Source organism: Cerasicoccus arenae (assembly GCF_014651635.1).
Taxonomy (GTDB): Bacteria; Verrucomicrobiota; Verrucomicrobiia; order Opitutales; family Cerasicoccaceae; genus Cerasicoccus; species Cerasicoccus arenae.
Window position 1 is genome coordinate 124,522 of record NZ_BMXG01000011.1, and the last position, 19,898, is coordinate 144,419.

Below are 19,898 nucleotides of genomic sequence, written 5' to 3' on the forward strand. Positions count from 1 at the left end.
GCAGACACTGAAATTTTGCCATACGCTGACAGAACCGTGTCTAAAAATACTCCGTTTACCGTGGCGGAGCCTTCACACGCATTGCGGGTATCGGCGCGTGGTGATCATGCGCATAAGACTTACCTTGTATTCGACTTGGGTGAGCTGGGGCACCGGGAAGTTGCGAAAATACGCGCCGCAAAACTATCCCTGACTACGCTTGAAAGCCACTATTTGATTGGTTACGCATCGGGGACTGTTTCGCTATCGGTATATGGCGTTAAAAGTGTAGTTAATGACCCGAATTTAGCCAAGATTACCTGGGAGGATGCTCCGGCAAATGACATAGCGAGCCCCTCGCTTGTTTTGGATGGCAAAGCGGAATTATTGGCTACATTGGAAATCGACACTGGCAGCTTGAGCGGTGAAGAGGTCTTGCAGTGGACTGATGAGCGGTTGGTATCGTTTATTCAGCGGATTGGCTACGATAGCGATGATGCGATGTATCTGATGCTTGTGATTGTTTCCGATGGGATGGTGCAAGATCCCGGCATCAATTTCTACTCAAACAAGGGTACTTCGCTCAGTGAGCGTGAGCCGAAGCTGGTTCTAAGTCCGTAAGCAAAGCGCGATATTCTAAAATGATAAGCCTCGGTTAGTTCGCTGAGGCTTATTGCATTAATGGAGACCGCCGGGGTGTTCTCTACCAGCTATGAGGGTGTGACATTCGAGATCATATTGGGTTTCAAGTATGTTGAAGACATGTCAAATTTATTGCTAATAAAGCAATAATAATCTTGCCGCGTTCAAGTGTTCACGCAAGTATGGTTGTTGTTCAGCTATGAACTTGAAAACAAGAATACCTTTTAAGATGTTTGCCCCCCCCCTTTGCCTTCGTTTGTTTCGAATACCTATTCTCGTGGTGTCACTGCTTGCTTTTTCCGGCTGCAAGAAAATCCCACTCGAAGAGGCCGTACAGCACGAAAGAGGGTCTACAGTTGTGCTGAAATCACCGGAAAACCAGAGCCAAAGCTTCTCTACCATGCCGAGTTTTGTTTGGGATGAAGCGTCGGATGCGGAGCGTTACGAAATCGAAATTGCGCTTGATTCCGATTTTAAAGAACTGATTGATCGCGACGAAATCGTAATAGCGCATTATGTGGCTGATGCAGAGTTGCCTAGAGGCAAGCTATTCTGGCGTGTGCGTACTATTTATGAGAACGGTCTGTTTGGTGCTTTTTCTGAGGGTTCATTCACGATCAATGAGATCGTGAACATTTATGAAATTCCGGATGGCGCAAATACTTCTCAAATTGAGTTGGCCATCGCTGAGGCCGCCAAGGGTACACCGTCAATCGTACGTTTTGCACCTGATGGGAAATACCGCGTGGCACCGAGTAACTATGACTTAATCAGGCTGAGCCATGTCGAGAATATGATCATAGATGGACAAGGTGCAGAGTTGGTATTTATTGAGCCAGCCACCGGGTTGAGCTCATTAATTGATTGTCGTAATATTCTCATCAAAGACCTGACTGTGCGATTCGATCCGCTTCCATATTCCATTGGAATTGTGCAATCGGTGAATATGGAAACAGGGAAGTTCAGTATGGTGATGGAGAGTTCGGACATTCCAACTTTCGATGATGCCATTATGATGAAGCATTGGACATGGGGAGTCCTATTGGATTCGACGATCCCGGGAAAGTTGCAGGATGATTCCCCATTAGTGGTTTCGACGCGCGAAAGGCAGGTTGAGGTGTCGGAGAACCAGGCCGGACTGGCAGTCTACACCTTGCAGTTGAAGTCGCCGCATGTCGCAAAATATTTTAGGCTGGGCAGTAAATACATTGTTTTTGCAAGGAGTAAGGGGCGCGGCTTAGTAAGGGTTGAAGGCGGTAGCGACATTGCCTTCCTCAATATTATTAATTTTGGGGCTTCCGCCGGCCACTACACTAGTTTCGAGAGCTCTGGTTTAAAAGTTCTCCACTGCAAATCGCTGATACCCGATGGCGAATGGTTCGGTGGAAATGCGGATGGATTGCACGTTCGTTCCAATGATCTGGGCCCATGGGTTGAGGGTTGTAAGTTTGAAGGTCTTGGCGATGATGCAGTCGCGATTTATTCAAAGGGAATCTTTCTCCTACAGCAGGATTCTCCAACCGAATTGAGGCTCGATACGAAGCTTTTCAATTTAAAGCCGGGACACAGTATTCGTATTTATAATCCTCGTGATGGTGTGGTGGTTGTCGATCAAGTGACCATTGCCACGATTGTGCCTCAAGAACCCGGCGATGGTGGTTTGAATCAGGCACATTTTCTGGTTACATTGGATCAGCCGCTAAAGCAGCGTCTGTTTACTGGCGAGTCTGACCCATTACTCAATGACCAGATATTTAACCGATCGCTAGTTAACCGAAACTTTGCTGTACGGAATAATTTCTTTAAGCGTATTCGCCGCTTTGGTACGGTTGTGCGTGCGTTGAGCGGAGTTATTGAAAACAATGTGTATACTGAGATTTCCAATATCCCAATTGTTCTTCGAAATGAGCCCGATCTCTGGCGAAATGGGTTAAATAGTGAAGGTATTCATATACTGAACAATACGATTTCTGACTCAGGCTTTGTGAATGGGAGTGAAGGAAAAGGTCAGATCAATGTGGTCATGTATAAAATGGGACATACTTTGGCGAATGGGCGTGACCATGCAGATATCATAGTTTCTGGGAACACCATTCACAACTGGCAGGAATACGGAATATCGATTCAAAATGCTCGTGGCGTACAGGTTACGGATAATCTCCTTTCGAGTGATGCTGACGGATTTGACAACAGCCGGAAACACTTCGGAATTTATATAAATAACAGTGAGGGCGTTTTGGTTTCTGGTAATCGGTTTGATGATTCACGTCCACTTGACGCAGAAATAGAGGTGGGCGATAACACCGAAAATGTAATCATCGAAACTGAGCTATTTCTCACGCATTGATAGTGTTTTTAAACAATAAATTTGGTATAATAATGATGCTTAAGAATCGTGTTTTTCAGCGAATGAAGTTTATTGTTTTTCTACTTTTGATCGCCTGCCATTTCAGCGCGGTGGCGGCGAGCGATTCGCCAGCCTTGCATGTCCAGGATTTTGGAGCCATGCCCAACGACAGTCTCTGCGATATGGGGGCGATTGATGCGGCTATTCATGCGGCGATTGAGCAAGGAGCTTCGCAACTAATTTTTGATGCAGGCGTCTACAACTTGCGTGAGACTGTTTCGGTTCCAGGATTCGGTCACGATAATTACATGGTGATTGATGGCGCAAAGGCTCTTGAGTTAGTTGGTGCTGTTGATTCGGAAGGACTCCCTGCAACGAGATTGGAGCGCAATATTATGCTGAGTAACGAGGCTAAGCCAGCCATTCAACTACGCGTAAGAAATTGCCAAGGCTTGGCGTTGAAAAACTTTATCTTGTGTAATGATCCTCCCATGGGATCGACAGCGCGGGTAATCTCGGTGGATAAGGAGAAGGATCAGATAGTGGTCGAGGTGCTTCCGTCGTTGCCTGCATATGATGGCATGCGGGCTGCATCAGCTCATGCTTGGGATCAAGATACTGGTAAGTTGAAGCGCTTTGGCGCAACTCCGGCGGAAGCAACCTTGACGATCGGGTTGAATGTCAAGGCGTTCTGGGCCGTCGTGCCTGAGTCAAATGGCAGGCAGCTGGAAATGTCTGGAGCGGGCTTTGCCGAGCACCTAGAGCTAGGCGACTTGGTTAGCTGGCATCATAAGTCAACGGACGCATTCAACCAGATCGAAGTGCTGTATTCTGAGGATATACTTTTTGAGAATATTAATCTGCCAAACGTTAGTAATGCGGGTATGCTTGCTGGTTATAACCGGAATATGACACTGAGAAAGATGCGGTTCGAACCGGAAAACGGTAACTTGGCAGTGGGCGGTCGAGATGGGATTCACTTGAGCAATACGATGGGCGAACTGCTTGTCGAAGATTGCTATTTCAAAGGTTTACGCATGGACCCGCTGGTGATTCGCAAGAGTTTTGGATTCATTGAAAAGGTTCGGCCAGGTGGCGTGATTGTGGTCAAAACGAATCTTAAAACAGCTGGCAACATTCCGCCTGGTGATTCGCTTCGTTTTTGGACGGGAGATGAGCCGCAAGATCGTGTGATTTTCAAAGTAGAATCGCTTTCCGATAAACTTTTTCTCTACAGCATCGAAGGTGAGCTACCGCAAGGAGTTCAGGTTGGCGGCGTGATCAGTTTTCAAAGCTATAGCCTTACTAAGGGAGTTGTGCGTGATTGTGTCTTTGAGGGGAATTTCGGTAGCGCGATTGTGAATTTTGAAGAAAATATCGTGATCGAAGACTGTGTTTTCCGTGACAATGCCTACCAAATTAAATTCGGAGCCAACTTTGTTTCTGGCGCGTTTGCCCGAAACGTCATTTTTCGGAATAACCGATGTGAAGATGTTAGCTGGGTTGATATTGCGCGGCGAGGACAGCCATCCATTCTCATGATTCATTCGCTGAATCGCTTCTTTGAGAATCCGATGTATAATCAGTCGATTGAGATTTACGGGAATGTTTTTTGCAATCCAGATGGTCTCAGCGATGCAGTTGCCATAGATGTGCGCAACGCTGCCGATGTTTACATTCATGGCAACGTATACGAAGGTTTCGGGCGCTCAGTGAATGTTGATGAAGGGTCGACACGGAATATTCGAGTGGAAGGTGCCACGTCTTCTCCGATGTAGTAACGGGGCGTTTATGTGTCGTTGACTGTTATCGAATTCGTTGTTGATGCGTCGATGCGTATTCGCTGCTTTATGTTTTCATAGCGGTTGTCCGAGATTCGGACATCTCGTGCGGTCATTACGTCGATGCCGATATCAGAATTGCGGAAGGTATTCTTGGTGATTTCGATGTCGTGGTTCAAGGGTAGTTCGAAACCGGCAGAGTGTACTCCAATGCAGCCACGGGTATTGTAGCGGGGAAAGAACCCACAGTTATCAAAATCACATTGCTCAATGCGAATATTGGTCGCGTGCCCGCCTTCTGCATGAGTTGGCATTTCTGCGCCAAGTAGAATGCCCGGGTTCATGGTATTGCGATAGCGGTTGTTTCGTAGTTGTAGATTGTCGTATCGCGCTAGGTGGCCTGCGCCAGCGATATTGATGAAGTCTGAGTTTATGCAGACATATTGGTCGGCCTCCCAGCAGCGTACCGAACAAAGGCAGCTTTCTTGAGCGAAGCTTGGGAGTTTTTCTTTGAAGCGAATGCGATATAGGTGCCCGCCATGTCCGATCTCGACTTTTCCTTCGAGGCTGGAATTTTCCACCACACACGTTTGATGTATGGGTCCGTTATAGAATTCAATTAAGGTGTCTGGCAAAATGGGGGCGTAGGTGTATTTGCAGAAAAAAATGGCTTCTGTTTGATTGATGTGGTGGTGCAGGTAGAGCCAATTGCTGTGCATGTTTTGGCCATCCATACGTACGCCCTTCACTTCGAGCCCGTCTACTTGGATTTGCCCACCGCATTTGAAGATTTTCCAGGCATCCCTCGGTCCGGTAAAAAGGCGATCCCCGTCTGGCCAAAATTTCACAGACTTTGCCGTGATATTTCGACAGCTTTCCGTGAGTAAGCAGAAGCCATTGCTGTTGTAAGTGCGCAAGTTCTTCAGTTGGAGATTGTCACAATGGCCAATGTATATTTGGAAGTCGGTTTGAGCTCCTTGATGCCATGAGAGCAGTTCACCTCTGCTGAGCATTTCAACCATGCGTGTGTTGGTGATTTGAAATCTGTTGTTGCCGATGGATTTCCAGGAGGAACCCGCCCCATGACCGTAAGTAATGCTTTCGCCGATTAGGGTTTCGCCATTGGAGATCAAGCGGTTTGAACAGTAGGCACCCATGCCATCCCATGCTATGCATTCGGGCAGTATCTCGACGGTAACTTTTTCTGTTGTTTTATCGGTAACCAGACCTGATGCGGAGTAGGCGGGCTCACGGGTGAACGCCAGATTTTCTAATTGAAGGCCTGGGCTATTTTCACACCAAAGGATGGCAGGAAGAAACCCATGGTTTTTCTGATCATTCCAGCCAACGAGTACGGTTGATGGTTGGCCTGCTGCATTCATCGCCCCGCAGAGTGCCATATCGTGCACATCATCAATGAGGATGTGGCACTCCTTTATTGGTTCGCTTCCCTTACTACCCGCATCGTGAATAATGCCATCTGTTACGTGGGTGATATGACTTTTCAAATAATACCGACCTGGCTCGAATTGAATGCGGCGTATCCCACTACGCTTGGATTCCGATATTGCCTGACGAATGCCATGGGCTGAGTCTGGATCACCCGGATGTGTATATTCGCTAAGGTCGATGTAATTAGTTTCCGCGACCTTATCTAGAAGGGGGGGGGCGATGTGTTCGGATGCTTCCATAAAGTTAATACTAGTATCAATTTAGCTTAAGATTATTGCTTTATTAGCAAATCGTCAACTGGCAAATGTTGTGTTGAATCGATTGCTCAGACTGGGGCTAGGCATTGGCTTCTGGCGGCTTGTCGATTTAGGTTGTGCTGGGCTAAGTCTAAAGATTTGCTATATATGAAATTTAATAAAAATGGTAGCTCTACCCAAACAGCCCAATAAAAGCTTAATTGATGGTATTCGTTGTCTTCAAGAAGTGCTCAGTCGAGCGGAACCTGTTGGTGTTGGACAGGTCGCGACGGAACTCGGTTTGGAAACCACGCGCGTCCACCGTATTTTGAGAACACTTGCGGCTTCAGGCATGTTGCGTTGGACGGATAAGCGTAAATATGCTCCTGGCCCAGCGGTGCCGGTTTTGGCGACGCAGACGATGCACGCTTCGGGATTTTACAGAGCGATTGGCCCCATGGTCGAGCTGCACAAAGACCTGAATATGATTACTGCGATGGGGCTCCTGTGGAACCGATCAGTTTCTTATCTTTTCCATGCTGAGCCCGATCAAGCACTGACTAGCGCTATTGGTAGTTTTGATGTCTGGCCAGCAACTGTTTCTGGCCTCGGCGTTGCGCTGCTTGCTCTACAGACTGATCAAACTGTTGAAGAATTGTATGTCGGGCGCGAAATACCGGGATTTAATTCACTGCCACACCTGTTGGATACACTTTCAGAAGCCCGTGAACGTGGATATGCGATTCATCATAACACGTTGGCTATTTGTATCGATGAAACCTTTCAGGCTGCGATAGGTTTTAGCTCACAAAAAGTATCAGTAAAATCGGTTTCAAAATATCTGCCTCGATTATTAAAGTGCAAGCAGGAGATATTAGATGTGTTGCATGCTTAATTGATCGTTCGTGCTCTTACGGTCTGAAAAAACATCCGCCACATAAATACTGATTGGTCCATTGGCAGAAAAAGCCATGTGTAGGATTCTCCTTTATCTGGACGTGTTTGTCGGCAACTGACGTAGAATTCAGAAAAGTGGCCGATTGGAGAATACCCGGCAGGGGCGCTGGGCAGTTTGCCAATGTATTGAAAGTCGCCCTCGCGGTGAGTGAAAGTCATTCCGACAAGCAAGCATTTTATAATGATCCAATTTTCTTACCCAAAGCTCACGTTGCCTAGATAATATGGCAGTATCGAGACACTCTTTATGCAAAAGAATTTCACATAATCCTTGAGCTTTTAAAGGTATGGCGTAATGAACCGTGCTATGCTCGCTACGATTCATTCTGGTGCCCTTTTGGGCATCGATGCGCACGCCGTACAGGTCGAGGTTAACTCTGGAGAACACGGAGATCCTAAGGTTTTTATCGTTGGTCTTCCTGACTCGGCGGTCAAGGAATCCGTGGACCGTGTGCGCTCGGCATTGAGCAATACTGGCTTCAAGGCACCTGAGACACGGACTACGATCAACCTTGCGCCGGGCGACATCCGCAAGGAAGGTCCAATGTATGACTTGCCTATCGCTCTTGGGATGCTTGTGGCCACGCGTCAAATGGGCGACGAAAAGTTGGCGGGCGTGCTCGATCAATATCTCATCGCTGGTGAGCTGAGTTTGTCAGGTGGTGTACGTCCGGTTCGTGGTGGTTTGGCCTTGGCGATGCTGGCCCGGCAGACGGGCAAACGTGGAGTCATCCTACCGCGGGAATCGGCCGACGAAGCGGCGTTGGTGGAGGACGTTGAAGTGATCCCTGTTCGGTCGTTGGATGAAGCGGTTCGTATGCTAGAGGGCGAGCTAGCGCTGCAAGCGCTTGACCCAAAGAAGAGCCCATTCTGTCAGCCGCCTGATGAAGCGCACGCCATCGATTTTTCCGAGGTCAAGGGACAGCACACCGTGCGACGTGCCGTGGAGATTGCGGTGGCTGGTGGGCATAATTTGTTGCTCGTGGGTCCTCCTGGCAGCGGCAAAAGCATGATTGCGAAGCGCATTCCGACAATCATGCCCGAGCCGACCTTGGATGAATTTCTGGAAATTCTCGCTGTGCAGTCCGCGGCGGGCGTTAGTCTGAAGGACGAGAACCGCTGCTTTGCGCGGCCTTTTCGTTCGCCCCACCACACAATTAGTGACGTTGGTTTAATCGGCGGTGGAACAAATCCCGGCCCGGGCGAAATCTCGCTCGCACACCATGGGGTATTGTTTCTGGACGAATTGCCCGAGTTTAAACGTTCGACATTGGAGGTGTTGCGTCAGCCATTGGAAGACGGCGACGTGACCATTTCTCGTAGCGCTGGCAAGGTGACGCTGCCAGCCGCGATGATGCTTGTGGCGGCGATGAACCCCTGTCAGCAAGCTTTATCTGGATGGAACTAGTGTAAGTTTCTGTTGTTCAACGGAATTTGGATTTTATACCATTCGGTCCGAAAACGCGAAAAATGTCGTAAAATACCGTTAAATGCCAAAACTTTGACCCTTTTTGTCCCCTGGATTTCGAGGAATTGGATCATGGCTGTTTTGGCTGGATTGGTCAAAGAGGCTATTGCTGCATGCTGACCTTGTGAGTCTCCATCGCTATGCTGAGCAAATGCTTCTTTCGTTCAGGATTTTTGGCACGAAATCCTGAAAGATATGTTTGTCTAGTTTCAGGGGAGCACGTCACGTGCTCCGTGAATTCCAGAATTGAGCGGAGGGAATTCGATCGAGCAGGCCGCTGCCATAGGTGTCTATTAAACTCAGCTCCTTCAGGTTCGTGTAGCCTATGTAGCAACCGCAGTGCTCATTGACGCAAGCACGAGGTCGTAAGGTTTGGACAAAGTCCGGCTTGTAGATGTTGCCGATTGGTTTTTTGATGAAGTGGCAGCGTCTTGCATCTCCGTTGCCATCAACAGTGAAGGCGGTTTCACCGGCGTCGCATTGTTTGCCCAGGCTCAGATGGTATTGATTGTTGAGGCTGAATAGAGGGTCTATTGATTCGATGACTTTTATCTCTTCTTTAGTGTAGTAGTTCTCTTTCCGTTTATAGGCATTTACCCATAGGTATACTTCAGGTGCGAGTTCCGCTCGCAGTGCTTCGATGTCGGTAATGGCTTCTTTCAGACCGACCACGCCAACACTGTATCGAATGCTGGCAGCGTCGAGCTCACGGCAGCGGCTGATAAATCGCTCGCGTGAAATCTGGGTCGGATGCCAGGTGCACCAGAGCGATGCCACGTTGGCATTGAGGTCTTCAACCCAATCCATCTTGCAGCTGAGATTCGTTTGAATCGTTGCGCGATAAACATGTGGCAGATGGCTTAATCGCACCATCGATTTCTGATAGACAGCGTGGATCAGTGCTTCGCCCCATGGCGTGAAAAGAATGCCGATTTTTTGTGGCGCTTGGCTATCCACCCAGTCGATAAATCGCCCTAGGCGAATAAAATCATCCTTTAATTCAGCAGCAGTATTGCGCGTTTTGGCAAATGGGCAGTAGTCGCAGCTATAGTTGCAACTGCTTAGTGGTCCACGATACAAGATTCGCCATGAGGGTCTCATTAGACAGGCTGCCAGCGGCTTATGCGTTCTTTGATGTCGGGTGAATACAGCCAGGGTCCAATCGAGTCGGACAGCTCCATACCCTCGGTATTCAGGACTAATGCGGTGTGGGTGAGATGCGCCAGACCTTGCTCGACCAGAGCTCTTAATTGCGGTAAGTCACTCAAAGCATCTGAGCTGAACCGTCTCTGATAAGCTGTAAGATCGAGGCCGTCGATTCTTAGTAGCGACTTGATTATATAGCGTCGTTGCTGGTCATCATCGCCTAATTCGCATCCATAGACAGCGTGTGCATGCTCCTCGCTAGTTCGCTCGATGAAATCATTTATAATGGTACTAATGCCTGATTTGCCTACGGCATATTCGGTGCAATAGTGGACATTTGTCGTGTAGCTGCGTGCCCCTGCGCCAATGCCAACCATACCATCTTCCTGGCAGCAGTATACCGGTCCTTCCATCGAGCGTGTATTCTCCCGCTTGCGGAATAAGCGCATGGAAATCTGCTGGTAATCATTTGCCAGCAATAGATCTCGCGCCATGCGGTAAAGTTCCAGGCGGTTGTCTGTGGGTTGGCGGTTAGCGCGGTTAAGTCCGGTTAGTGGGCGAACGTAAAGCGGGTAAATATAGAGTTCTTGAGGATTATGACTCAAGGCGGCTTCGAGTGACTGGAGCCAGGATTGAACCGTTTGACCCACGATGCCATAAATCAAGTCAATGTTTACCACTGGGAACTCCGCTTCACGCAGTATGTTCAGTGCGTTATGCACGGTGGAAGTATCTTGTGGACGTCCCAGCTTCTTGGTTTCATCCAGTAAAAAACTCTGCACGCCGAGGCTGGCGCGGGTAATTCCGCGTTCTCTCAGTAGTCTGGCTTTATCGCTTTCAACTGTTTGGGGGGAGAATTCAAAGGATATGGGTCTACCGGGTAGTTGTGCCCCGAAATTGGATTCCAGTAAATTGAAGAGACGGTCCAGTTCCTTGCAGGAGAGGAAGCTTGGCGTGCCACCGCCAAATGCTGCTCTGGAGAAAGTAGCAGGACCATTGAGTGCCTGAGCAGTGACTCTAAGTTGGTTGTCAAGCGCATCCAGGTAGCGATCAACCAGCGATTCATCTATATGGGTAGTCGTAAACAAGTTACAGAAGCCACAGCGCATTTCGCAGAACGGTAAGTGAACATACAAAAATAACTGACTCTGGTCTTCGGACGACCATAGCTCATGTAAGGGAATTGGGGCCGCAAAATGCTCGTATACTGTTTTGTGGGGATATGCGTATGCATAGCCCGTGTACGGTGATTCACGTAAATTTTCTTCTATTTGTGAAGCGATCATTCGTCCAGAGGTGTATGATGCACTTGTCCATTCTGTTCGAGCAGAAATTCAGCCCACGGCACGGTATAAACGTGCTTGTGCCCAATCCTGTGACCGGTGAAACCTTCCTCGCCATACAGAACTCCATGGTCTGAGCCCAAGAGAATGAACAGGTCATTGCGTTTTCTAAGAGTATTCATGAGGGCGGTGATATGAGTATCCACGTATCGCAAAGCTGCGGCGTGAGTTTCGATGTCATCTTTGTTTTTACCTTCGATGTAGTGCTTGTTGGGCTGATGGATCGCCGCTAGGTTAAAATACCAGAATATACGCTTACCTGAGTCGATCGCACTGGCTCGCTGCTGTGCGAGCTCGACTTGGTGCCGTGTGGAGTCCGGCGCAATGACGCTGGTTTGCTCAGACCAGTGCGCTTCGTCGAAAAATTTTGGGAAGACGCTACTGAGCTCGGTTTGCTGATTAAAGAAACCTACACCTCCGCTGCATATGGTATGGTAGCCGTGTCGTCGTAATCCGGTCACGAGATCCGATGTATCCACCTGGAAAGTGTTGTTTCCTGTCGTTTCGCTGCCAGCAAAACGAGTGGCAAAAAGGCGCTCCTTATGTGAGGTGGGATCCGCTGGGGTTGGTAAAAATCCAGCGAAGAATGCTTGGTGTGCGGCGTAGGTGAATGATCCTGGGGAATGGCGCTTCTCCCATCCGCCAGGTGGCAAATATGCAGCGAGGTTGGGAGTGCGGCAGGTTGACCATTCTGTTTGAGCTACATCGTAGCGCAAGGAATCGAGCACAATCAGAGCTACATCGACTTTGCCGATCAATTTGTTCATATTCCAACTGGCGCTCATGATCGTTTTGGAGGTTTCTGGTTTGGTTTCGTGATATTCTTTTCGGCGCTAGCCGAGGCAACAAACTATAAGTAGTCAATGATCTCAAACAGTGAATTGCGAATGATGAGGTCGGGTTCAATTGCGCCGGTCAGTTCCGCCCCTTGGCTGACCCATGCAGTTTGGAGGCCGGCTGCATGAGCACCGGCGATATCATTTCCGATATGGTCGCCAACAAACAAAATATTCTCAGCTGAAAGTCCGATTACATCGGATAGCTTTGAAAATGCTTCGAAAGTTGGTTTAGCAAAGCCTGTTTCTTTAGAGATTAAGATACAGGCGTCTTCGAAATAATGGGTGAGTCCTGCGGCTGCCAGCTTGGGTCTTTGCATGGGGCCACCATTGGTTAAGAGTGCAATTCGAATGCCACGATTCTTTAGCTGCGCCAGTAGTTGTTGATTGGAGCGCTCGACCTGGAAGTAGCTGGGGAAATCATCGACAAAGCGAACCAATAGCTCTTCGGCAGATTGATTTAGTGTTTCGGTTAGTCGCTCTAGCATCGCCTTTCGATCTCCATAGCCGCTTACATCAAGTTCGATTAGCCTTTGGATGAGCGCAGCTCGTTCGCTTGATGGACAATGCTTTAGCCATGCTTCCAATAAACGGCAGAGAGCGGAATCCCGATCAACGAGTGTATTATCCAGATCGAATCCTATTCCAAGAATTGGTCTATTGCTCATATTGAGGACTGGCGGTTGCGAAGTTGAAGATTATTGTGGCTGGATGTGCGAGCTGCCTTCATTGCAACTTTGGACTAAGATCGTCGTGATTGAAGTTTTTTAAGCCAGCATTTTAGCGAAGCTTCATAGGTTGACTCGCCGCGTGACGTTAAGCCTGGCAGGAGATCGCCGAAGGCATTGATCTCTCCAATTACCGGCCCCTTTGCAGTGGGAAGAATATCAACTCCGGCGTAGAGGGCGTCTGGGAAGCAGCTCGCTGCTTTTTCTGCTTCCTGTAAGCATTTTTCGGTATACTCCAACCCCATGGTTTCGAGGAATGCAGTCGAAAATAAACGATCATTGCCTAGATGAAGATTGGTAATGGGTTGAGAGCTTTGCCGGCCTGTCCAGTGTCTGGCTTGGCCATTGATTACCAGAATGCGTAGGTCGGTAGATTTTCCATTGATGCGAGCTTTTGGCACCCAATCTTCACAAATCATTTCCTGAGCCAGCAGTTGTTCAAGAATTCCGTCGATGTCCGCTGTTTGGTTATAGCATTTGATGGAAAGGCTGTTGAACAGGTTAGTTTCGTTGCCTATACGTCGTATCACGATCGGGGCAATGAGTTGCTCGCGATCTGCAGTCCAACGATAAGCACACAGACCTGAAGCGGATGAGCCCCAGCGAGGTTTCAGGAACAATCTCCCTTGGCGGGGAAGGCTTTTGCGAAAACCGTCCAGAGAATTTTTCGCCAGCTGTGTATGAGGTCGAGATACCTTCGCTTCGATAAAGCGCAGATGACTTTCCCATTTGTCGGTCATTGTCCAGATGTCCTCTGGCGCGCACTGATAGGCAGTTTCTGCCCGGCTTGCCAATTCAAGTGCCTTTCGGAGCCCCAGGGCCTGTTCTTTGAGGTAAGCAATTTGCCCGAATTGTAATGCGGGGGCATTATCCGGAGCTCCTCCTAGTTTGAGTAGACCCAGCGTGACGTTGTCATTCTCTCCGGCGGATTCGATGCGTATGCCAGAAACCTTCTCACTGAAAGTCTGGATAGCGCTTTGATTGCGAAGCAAATCATGCCACGGTAGAACATCTAGCGGAACGTCGTTATTTTTGCATGCCTGGCGGAAAAAATCTACTCTTCGATTTTCTGGATTGCCGATTAGGCCGAGTCGCACGTCAGGCAATCTATTATTCTCCAACAGCAACGAAGCGCCATTCGCCATCTTCGTCCATGTCTGATGGCTTGGAGGCGTCAACAGTCAAATCTAGTGACTTGAGCTTTTTGATCATGCCAGCAGTCATGTAGTTGTAGTGCAAGTCGAGACGTTTGAGAGCTTTCCCATTTGGAGCATTGAGAAGCGCATTTCCTCCTGTGTCGGTGAGGACACCTAGAGAGAGATCCAGAGTTTCGATACGATCGATGATGGGGCTGTTGACGATCACGCCAGCGATATTGTCGACGTAGTCGCAATTGCGCAGACCCAGATATTTGAGGTTCGGGAACAACTCGCCAGCGAAAAGTGGTTGTAAATCTTCAACACTGGAGTTTGAGCCATATTCATCGGTGCCAAGCCAGATCTCCAGATGTTCCAATGCAGGGAAGTCACAGGACAAAATGGCGCGAATGACATCCGCGTCCAATCCACCGGTTTCAATTGCCAGCGCGCGAAGGGTCTCATGCTTTACTGGTTCTAGCTGGAGGCTGTCTCCGCCGCGCGTCCGCAATAGCTGTAAGTTGGGAAATGCACTTAGCAGGGGTGTAATATCTGACTGATTGATCCATGACATTTCATTCTCTTCTGCGATGATGTCTCCCAGATAGATAGCAGTTATTTTGGGCAGCCGATCTTTACGCTCAGTCAACAGCTTTATGATTGGTTCCGGACTGGCCTCGGAATCATCGCCAGACCATGCGCCTATGACTAAGGCTGTTGCATGGAGGCAAGCGTCACTGTCGAGATACTGCTTAAGCATATCTGTAACGCTGTCATCTGAGTCCCAGTCAATTCGGAATCGATAGGCTAGACTGCTGTCCGCTTTCGCACCTTTCTTAGGATCAAAATCAACGATGCGCTTGCCCACAAAAGTGCCAGCATTTTCGTGCAGGTCGCTTTGCTTCTTTATGGAGTTAAAAGCAATAGCGGGAATGAGCCCATTTTCAGTACCTTCAGGTGTTGAGGTCGTTCCGGTAGAAGCTTCAATATACCCTTTGGACATTTTCTGTTTAACCAGTTTCTCGAAATTCTTTTTCGCATCCTCTTCGGATTTAAATACTTTTTCTTTGGTTTGGCCATCGGTTCCGATACGCCCATAGACGACCGTATGTTTGGCACCCTCACTGGTAAGGTTCCAGAATTTGCTGGACTTAGAGTCCATGTAAACAAGTTCACTTTTCATCGTTGTCAGGATTCAATGTTTGGATGGTAGTCTTTGGGATTGTCATAGCCAGCGATCCAGGCGGCAGCTTCATGGCAAGATTTGGTTTTGGGAGGCACCCGTAAAAGATACTGTCTTCTAGTGGAGGGACAATAGCAGGAGAGGCCCACCAGAGGTTCATCTTCCTGCAAATCAATTTTTAGTAGCTGCCTCTGGCCTCCCGGATCGCTATCCTGATCTAGTACCTTGGCGCCTGCTTCCTTTGCAAACTCCAGGTAGCCCATGCGTTCAATGATCACGCGACGGACTTCGGCATTGTCTTCCTGTAGTGCTTCTTGAGCGCTCAGGCTCTGCGGTTCAAAGGCAATGCGACGATCCACGGGAACTCCCCGCCAGCGGATCGGAACGTTTGCCATACTTTGGGGGAGCTGCATTAGACTGGAGCCTCCAACATCGACCCAGGAGGAAACTTGAAGTCCCTCTGGGATTGAAGGCAGGTTAATGCAACCAGAGACATTTAACTGTGAAAGCCGCTCAATCCAGGTCGGAAGGCGAGTCAAACCGATGCAATTACGTAGTGAAAGGTGGCCGTTTCGCAGGGAGCCATATTCGGGCCAGTTGGTGAAACTTGGACAATCGGAGAGATCCAGGAACCAAGTGTTAATCCCTTCTGGAAGCTCAGTGAGCATGCCGCAGTTGCGCAATTCAATGCTGCCTGCCGTAATGCCAATAGGTAATTCGGTTAGCAGCTTACAATTATTGGCAATTATGCGATTTCGGACATTAAGGCCCGAGGGAAGTGATTCAATCGACGACTCTGAGATGTCTAGATCATAGCACTCCAGATTCGACGGTAGTTGCTTAAAGCTTTTGCCAGATAGGTTGAGCTTGCCAGATACTTTAAGCGGTCCTTGACCGCTAGACAGAATGTGATCAACGGCCTGATCGGGAGAAAGTTCCAACATGACTAGTCGCGGATGATTCGAATTTCTTCCGGGGAGTATTCACGCTGACGCCAAATGCGATAAACGCCCGTTGCTAGCGGAATCGTATTGTGCTCCTCGTGGATGACAGAAACTTCGGGAGCTGAGACTTCGAGAAAGAGATCGGAACCGGATTGAAATAGAGTCGCTCCAGAATTTTCGGCTATCCGATGGCTATGACCGGTGATTTCGCCCAAAGCGAGTACTCGATGGGAGAGTTTTTTACAGATCGAGGGCTTTTGAGATATCCGCTCGATCATTACGTCACCATGGCGATATTGCATGATTCGAATCTTGTTTATCAGCGTACACAGTCAATGATTAATATAGTTACGATATCGGGCATGGATTTGATTGAACACCATCTGGCTTGAAATGCTCAGCGAAATGATATTGTCCTTATCATTGTCGAAAAGACGCGTTAGATAATCTGTGCCTCTGTCCAACTGGTGAGACTCCAGTTTCGCCACTGATCGAGTTCAACGCGGTGGCATATGCTATCCGTTCTCTTGTTGTATCGCTAGCATTGGGGGACTGTTCTTGATCACGGTTATCGGTGGCGCTTGATGAGGGAAGCTTACATCAATATGCTTGATTTTAATGCAGCCTATGGTCTGCGGTAACGAACTGATCATTTGGTTGGAGGTAGCCGCAGTGAACTGCACGCGTAATTAAAATTTTGTCCCTTTCTGACTCCTGAATTTCGTAAGTCGTTGATAAATGTGAGCCATTCGATTCACCCGTGTCCGCGAGCTTTATTTGAGCGGAATTAGCGTAAGTCGCTGATGAACAAGCGAATTTAGGTTTTTCTATATTTTGGGCAATAATGCTTAAAATGCCGTATAATACCGCAAAATACCGAATTTTCGTCCCTTTTTGCCCCCTGAATTCTGAGGGCGTTGGAGTTAGCGAAATCAACCAAAATGATCCAAAGGGCTGGTCAGCATCTCGGACCTTTGCGTGCGCACATGAAGGTAGATTTGCGTCGTTTCGATATTTTTATGCCCTAATAGCGATTGGACCTCGGCGATGTTGGTCCCGTTTTCCAGTAGGTGTGTAGCAAAGCTGTGGCGTAAGACGTGAGTGGTAACGCGCTTGGTCATGCCAGCTTTCTTTACCCCTTGATGAAAGCCTCGCTGATAACTTCCCGGGTGCATGTGGTGACGCCGCACAACTTGGCTGCGCGGATCAGTGGACAAATCATTGGCGGGCCAAAGCCAGTGCCAGGGAAATGTCTCACCGGCCTTCGGGTATTTGCGACTCAATGCTGGCGGCAAATAAACGCCAGGTGTTTCCTGTCTGCGGTCATAATCAAATAACTCGCGACTGCTCTCAATTTGCCGAGCAATTGGCTCCTGCAAGGATTTGGGTAATAGCGTCACGCGATCTTTATTGCCCTTGCCGGCGTGAATGTGAATCTGTCCACGGCTCAAATCGATATCCTTGATGCGCAAACTGATAAGCTCGGCGACACGCAGACCAGCGCCGTATTGCAATTTGGCCATAAGTTGATACGGTGGACGTATTTCCGGCAGCAGTCGCTGAACTTCTTCGGGTGATAAAACAGTTGGAATATGGCGGGATTTGCGCGCCCGTTGATAGTCACCAAGTTGAAGATCGTCTCGTTGGCGAACTTCCCGGTAATAGAAAACCAGGGCGTTTAGCGCTTGCCGCTGGGTGCTGGAACTGACCCGCAGACGCACTGCGATGTCGTCCAGAAAGGCGGCGATTTGGGCGTTATCGAGATTCTCCAAATCAGTTCGCTGATGAAAGCTTTCCAACCTCTTGAGCCAATGGATATAGGTCTTTTCGGTTTGTCATTGATACTGGCGCACCCGAATCAAGCGGACTGCCTCGTGGTGCCAATTGGCGGATGGCTCATCGGGTCGGGGGCGGTTCCATTGCTTGGCGGGTTTACTCGGAAATTTTGCGAACTTGGACTGTGGCCGCTGTAATGTCTGGCTTTTGCTTTGGGGCTTGAGGCATTTGCGCTGTCCGTGTTTGAAAAACCAATTGATCGCCGTTTTCCACTCTTTCTCAATGCCTGGTTTCGGTTGCTTGGCTTTTAAAGCCTCATCCATAAATGCCCGGGCGGAGTCAATGCATGCAAGTTGGCCACGACGTTTACACCAACCCAAATACCAACGCAAAGTAATCGCCCATGCATTTGATTTCGGTGTGCAATCCCGATTGAGCTGGTCGATCCAGTTGGGAAATGACACGTAATGGCTCATGCCTATGTTGGAATAATGGTGGAGAAAACGCGGTCAATAATAAAATGAAACAATGAGCACCTATCTCGACTTTTGAGACTGCATCTCTCGTGCGAGGATTGCTGGTTTGATATATGCCTGCTGCCAATTGCCCGCAAACCCTGTGTATTGCGTGGTTTTGGGCTGTTTGGGCTAAATCTGACGGTCTGCTGGATATTCACGGCCTTAGATTGTAACAATCAGTCTCAAAATAATATTGCCGAAGTATTTATGAAATCACTATGTTCCTATCCATGGCTTCCATGTCAGCCAGTAGCAACTCCTGTAACAATCGCATCGTGCGCGTATACTAACCTGATATAGAGAACAAGAAGAAATGAGCAAACTACCTTGTCCATGCGGAAAGATCCTAAGTGATTCATCCCAAGACGACCTAGATTTATCTTGGGGAACCATTGTCCCAAACGGCAAAGAGTTTGAATTTTGCGAGTCAGCCTCAAAACTCGTCGTGGGTCTGTGCGAATCTTACAAAAATGGTAATCACATTGAATGGATCAAAAAGAATTGTCCTGTTTACACTGAGCAAGCATTGGAAGAGATTATCTATGATTTGCTATCAAGTCTTTTAAATGATTTGGGTCCGAACTACGGAAGTTGTGATGCATGTGGGCGGCTCATGATTCAAAGGGATATCAGCGAAAATTACTACGTTCCATATCTTCCTGAAGACGAAAGATCGAATCCACTATATCAAGTCAGCGTAGTCAACGCGGACAAGCCGCGCGACTAGCTTTTACGATCTACATAAAAATGATTCGAGCCTATAGACAAGGTGACCATATACCGATAGCTGAGATTTTCCCCAGAGCTATCCATGAAATTGCCTCTAGCGTTTACTCTCTAGAACAGTGTGAAGCGTGGTCTGAGAAGGAACCAAATCCAAATCACTGGAAGCAACGATGTGAAAAGAAGAAGCCCTACGTTTTTGTCGAGGACGGAACGGTCGCTGGCTTTTGTGAGTTGGATCCAGATGGGCACATTGATTGCACTTATGTCCATCCTGACCATAAAAGAAAAGGAATCGCTAGCCAGCTCGTATCCCACGTAGCCAATGTGGCCAAAGTAAACGGTCTGAAGAGAGTATATGTTGAAGCCTCAATTTGCGCGAAACCGATGTTTGAGAAATTGGGATTTACTACAATCAAAGAGCAAACAGTGGCGATACGTGGTGTCGGACTCAAAAACTTCAAAATGGAAAAAGAATGCAAGTAGATCCAGGCAGTGGTGGACAATTCCGTTACGCGCTCCGCGCTTCACTCCATGCCACACTTTGACGTTCACAGAAGAAAATAAAAATTATGCAAACCGAATTTGATGAAGATCGCTGGCCAGATTTGACTCAATTTCGTCATGCTTGTCTTGAAGACGCATATGAGGTCATGGCAGAAATCGCTGAGAAGAATCGCCGATGGTATCGAAGAGAAAACCC

The 19,898-nt window shown here is 48.3% G+C and carries 17 protein-coding genes and 1 pseudogene; 7 read left to right on the top strand and 11 right to left on the bottom strand.

Annotated elements, in window-relative coordinates; translation table 11 throughout:
- Positions 1-36: 36 nt before the first annotated feature.
- The 3 genes from IE065_RS10420 (at position 37) to IE065_RS10430 (ending at position 4,746) form a co-directional block, all read left to right on the top strand.
- Positions 37-600, top strand: a complete 564-nt coding sequence (locus IE065_RS10420) for a hypothetical protein (protein ID WP_189514741.1) — start codon at positions 37-39, stop codon at positions 598-600.
- 250 nt (positions 601-850) lie between these two features.
- Entirely contained in the window at positions 851-2,968 is a 2,118-nt protein-coding gene (locus IE065_RS10425) for a right-handed parallel beta-helix repeat-containing protein (protein ID WP_189514743.1), read from the top strand.
- A gap of 62 nt (positions 2,969-3,030) precedes the next feature.
- A complete protein-coding gene (locus IE065_RS10430; RefSeq protein WP_189514745.1) occupies positions 3,031-4,746 on the top strand; it encodes a right-handed parallel beta-helix repeat-containing protein in 1,716 nt (571 codons plus the stop codon).
- 11 nt (positions 4,747-4,757) lie between these two features.
- Here the strand turns inward: IE065_RS10430 and IE065_RS10435 are convergent, their stop codons facing one another.
- Complete coding sequence (locus IE065_RS10435) at positions 4,758-6,440, bottom strand: right-handed parallel beta-helix repeat-containing protein (RefSeq protein ID WP_189514747.1); 1,683 nt, start codon at positions 6,438-6,440, stop codon at positions 4,758-4,760.
- Between the two features lie 181 nt (positions 6,441-6,621).
- Between IE065_RS10435 and IE065_RS10440 the strand changes: the two genes are divergently transcribed.
- Together IE065_RS10440 and IE065_RS10445 are read left to right on the top strand one after the other, a co-directional pair.
- Positions 6,622-7,332: an IclR family transcriptional regulator gene (locus tag IE065_RS10440; RefSeq protein ID WP_189514749.1), complete on the top strand. Its 711-nt coding sequence runs from the start codon at positions 6,622-6,624 to the stop codon at positions 7,330-7,332.
- A 369-nt stretch (positions 7,333-7,701) separates the two neighbouring features.
- The gene (locus tag IE065_RS10445; protein WP_189514751.1) at positions 7,702-8,802 is read left to right on the top strand and encodes a YifB family Mg chelatase-like AAA ATPase; all 1,101 of its coding nucleotides are present in this window, start codon (positions 7,702-7,704) and stop codon (positions 8,800-8,802) included.
- A gap of 282 nt (positions 8,803-9,084) precedes the next feature.
- Here IE065_RS10445 and IE065_RS10450 read toward each other — a convergent pair whose 3' ends face one another.
- From IE065_RS10450 to IE065_RS10495, 10 genes and pseudogenes are all read right to left on the bottom strand, one after another.
- Positions 9,085-9,963 (bottom strand): STM4011 family radical SAM protein, encoded by an 879-nt coding sequence (locus IE065_RS10450; RefSeq protein WP_189514753.1) that lies wholly within the window; start codon positions 9,961-9,963, stop codon positions 9,085-9,087.
- The gene (locus tag IE065_RS10455) at positions 9,963-11,294 is read right to left on the bottom strand and encodes an STM4012 family radical SAM protein (RefSeq protein WP_189514756.1); all 1,332 of its coding nucleotides are present in this window, start codon (positions 11,292-11,294) and stop codon (positions 9,963-9,965) included. The genes IE065_RS10450 and IE065_RS10455 overlap by 1 nt, the downstream gene beginning before the upstream one ends.
- Positions 11,291-12,118, bottom strand: coding sequence for an STM4013/SEN3800 family hydrolase (locus IE065_RS10460; protein ID WP_189514758.1), 828 nt, complete (start codon positions 12,116-12,118; stop codon positions 11,291-11,293). The genes IE065_RS10455 and IE065_RS10460 overlap by 4 nt, the downstream gene beginning before the upstream one ends.
- 83 nt (positions 12,119-12,201) lie before the next feature.
- Positions 12,202-12,855 carry an HAD family hydrolase gene (locus IE065_RS10465; RefSeq protein WP_189514760.1) on the bottom strand — a complete coding sequence of 218 codons (654 nt, stop codon included), beginning with the start codon at positions 12,853-12,855 and terminating at the stop codon, positions 12,202-12,204.
- 74 nt (positions 12,856-12,929) lie between these two features.
- Positions 12,930-14,060 carry an STM4014 family protein gene (locus tag IE065_RS10470; protein ID WP_189514762.1) on the bottom strand — a complete coding sequence of 377 codons (1,131 nt, stop codon included), beginning with the start codon at positions 14,058-14,060 and terminating at the stop codon, positions 12,930-12,932.
- Entirely contained in the window at positions 14,026-15,234 is a 1,209-nt protein-coding gene (locus IE065_RS10475) for an STM4015 family protein (protein WP_189514764.1), read from the bottom strand. The genes IE065_RS10470 and IE065_RS10475 overlap by 35 nt, the downstream gene beginning before the upstream one ends.
- 5 nt (positions 15,235-15,239) lie before the next feature.
- On the bottom strand, positions 15,240-16,178 hold the full coding sequence (locus tag IE065_RS10480; protein ID WP_189514766.1) for a DUF6745 domain-containing protein: 939 nt from the start codon (positions 16,176-16,178) through the stop codon (positions 15,240-15,242).
- Between the two features lie 2 nt (positions 16,179-16,180).
- Positions 16,181-16,480 carry a hypothetical protein gene (locus IE065_RS10485; protein WP_189514768.1) on the bottom strand — a complete coding sequence of 100 codons (300 nt, stop codon included), beginning with the start codon at positions 16,478-16,480 and terminating at the stop codon, positions 16,181-16,183.
- 630 nt (positions 16,481-17,110) lie between these two features.
- A pseudogene (locus IE065_RS10490) lies at positions 17,111-18,001 on the bottom strand (integron integrase); the annotation flags it as partial.
- 12 nt (positions 18,002-18,013) lie between these two features.
- Complete coding sequence (locus IE065_RS10495) at positions 18,014-18,430, bottom strand: hypothetical protein (protein ID WP_189514771.1); 417 nt, start codon at positions 18,428-18,430, stop codon at positions 18,014-18,016.
- 355 nt (positions 18,431-18,785) lie between these two features.
- On the opposite strand from IE065_RS10495, the gene IE065_RS10500 reads away from it, so the two are divergent.
- Together IE065_RS10500 and IE065_RS10505 are read left to right on the top strand one after the other, a co-directional pair.
- Positions 18,786-19,199 carry a hypothetical protein gene (locus IE065_RS10500; protein ID WP_189514773.1) on the top strand — a complete coding sequence of 138 codons (414 nt, stop codon included), beginning with the start codon at positions 18,786-18,788 and terminating at the stop codon, positions 19,197-19,199.
- Between the two features lie 20 nt (positions 19,200-19,219).
- The gene (locus IE065_RS10505; protein WP_189514775.1) at positions 19,220-19,681 is read left to right on the top strand and encodes a GNAT family N-acetyltransferase; all 462 of its coding nucleotides are present in this window, start codon (positions 19,220-19,222) and stop codon (positions 19,679-19,681) included.
- Positions 19,682-19,898: the final 217 nt, after the last annotated feature.

Coding starts and splice junctions, on each gene's coding strand:
- IE065_RS10495 (WP_189514771.1), bottom strand. CDS start 18,430: ATGAGCCATTACGTGTCATTTCCCAACTGGATCGACCAGCTCAATCGG.
- IE065_RS10425 (WP_189514743.1), top strand. CDS start 851: ATGTTTGCCCCCCCCCTTTGCCTTCGTTTGTTTCGAATACCTATTCTC.
- IE065_RS10445 (WP_189514751.1), top strand. CDS start 7,702: ATGCTCGCTACGATTCATTCTGGTGCCCTTTTGGGCATCGATGCGCAC.
- IE065_RS10460 (WP_189514758.1), bottom strand. CDS start 12,118: ATGAACAAATTGATCGGCAAAGTCGATGTAGCTCTGATTGTGCTCGAT.
- IE065_RS10480 (WP_189514766.1), bottom strand. CDS start 16,178: ATGTTGGAACTTTCTCCCGATCAGGCCGTTGATCACATTCTGTCTAGC.
- IE065_RS10505 (WP_189514775.1), top strand. CDS start 19,220: ATGATTCGAGCCTATAGACAAGGTGACCATATACCGATAGCTGAGATT.
- IE065_RS10485 (WP_189514768.1), bottom strand. CDS start 16,480: ATGCAATATCGCCATGGTGACGTAATGATCGAGCGGATATCTCAAAAG.
- IE065_RS10475 (WP_189514764.1), bottom strand. CDS start 15,234: ATGAAAAGTGAACTTGTTTACATGGACTCTAAGTCCAGCAAATTCTGG.
- IE065_RS10440 (WP_189514749.1), top strand. CDS start 6,622: ATGGTAGCTCTACCCAAACAGCCCAATAAAAGCTTAATTGATGGTATT.
- IE065_RS10470 (WP_189514762.1), bottom strand. CDS start 14,060: ATGGCGAATGGCGCTTCGTTGCTGTTGGAGAATAATAGATTGCCTGAC.
- IE065_RS10500 (WP_189514773.1), top strand. CDS start 18,786: ATGAGCAAACTACCTTGTCCATGCGGAAAGATCCTAAGTGATTCATCC.
- IE065_RS10435 (WP_189514747.1), bottom strand. CDS start 6,440: ATGGAAGCATCCGAACACATCGCCCCCCCCCTTCTAGATAAGGTCGCG.
- IE065_RS10455 (WP_189514756.1), bottom strand. CDS start 11,294: ATGATCGCTTCACAAATAGAAGAAAATTTACGTGAATCACCGTACACG.
- IE065_RS10450 (WP_189514753.1), bottom strand. CDS start 9,963: ATGAGACCCTCATGGCGAATCTTGTATCGTGGACCACTAAGCAGTTGC.
- IE065_RS10430 (WP_189514745.1), top strand. CDS start 3,031: ATGAAGTTTATTGTTTTTCTACTTTTGATCGCCTGCCATTTCAGCGCG.
- IE065_RS10465 (WP_189514760.1), bottom strand. CDS start 12,855: ATGAGCAATAGACCAATTCTTGGAATAGGATTCGATCTGGATAATACA.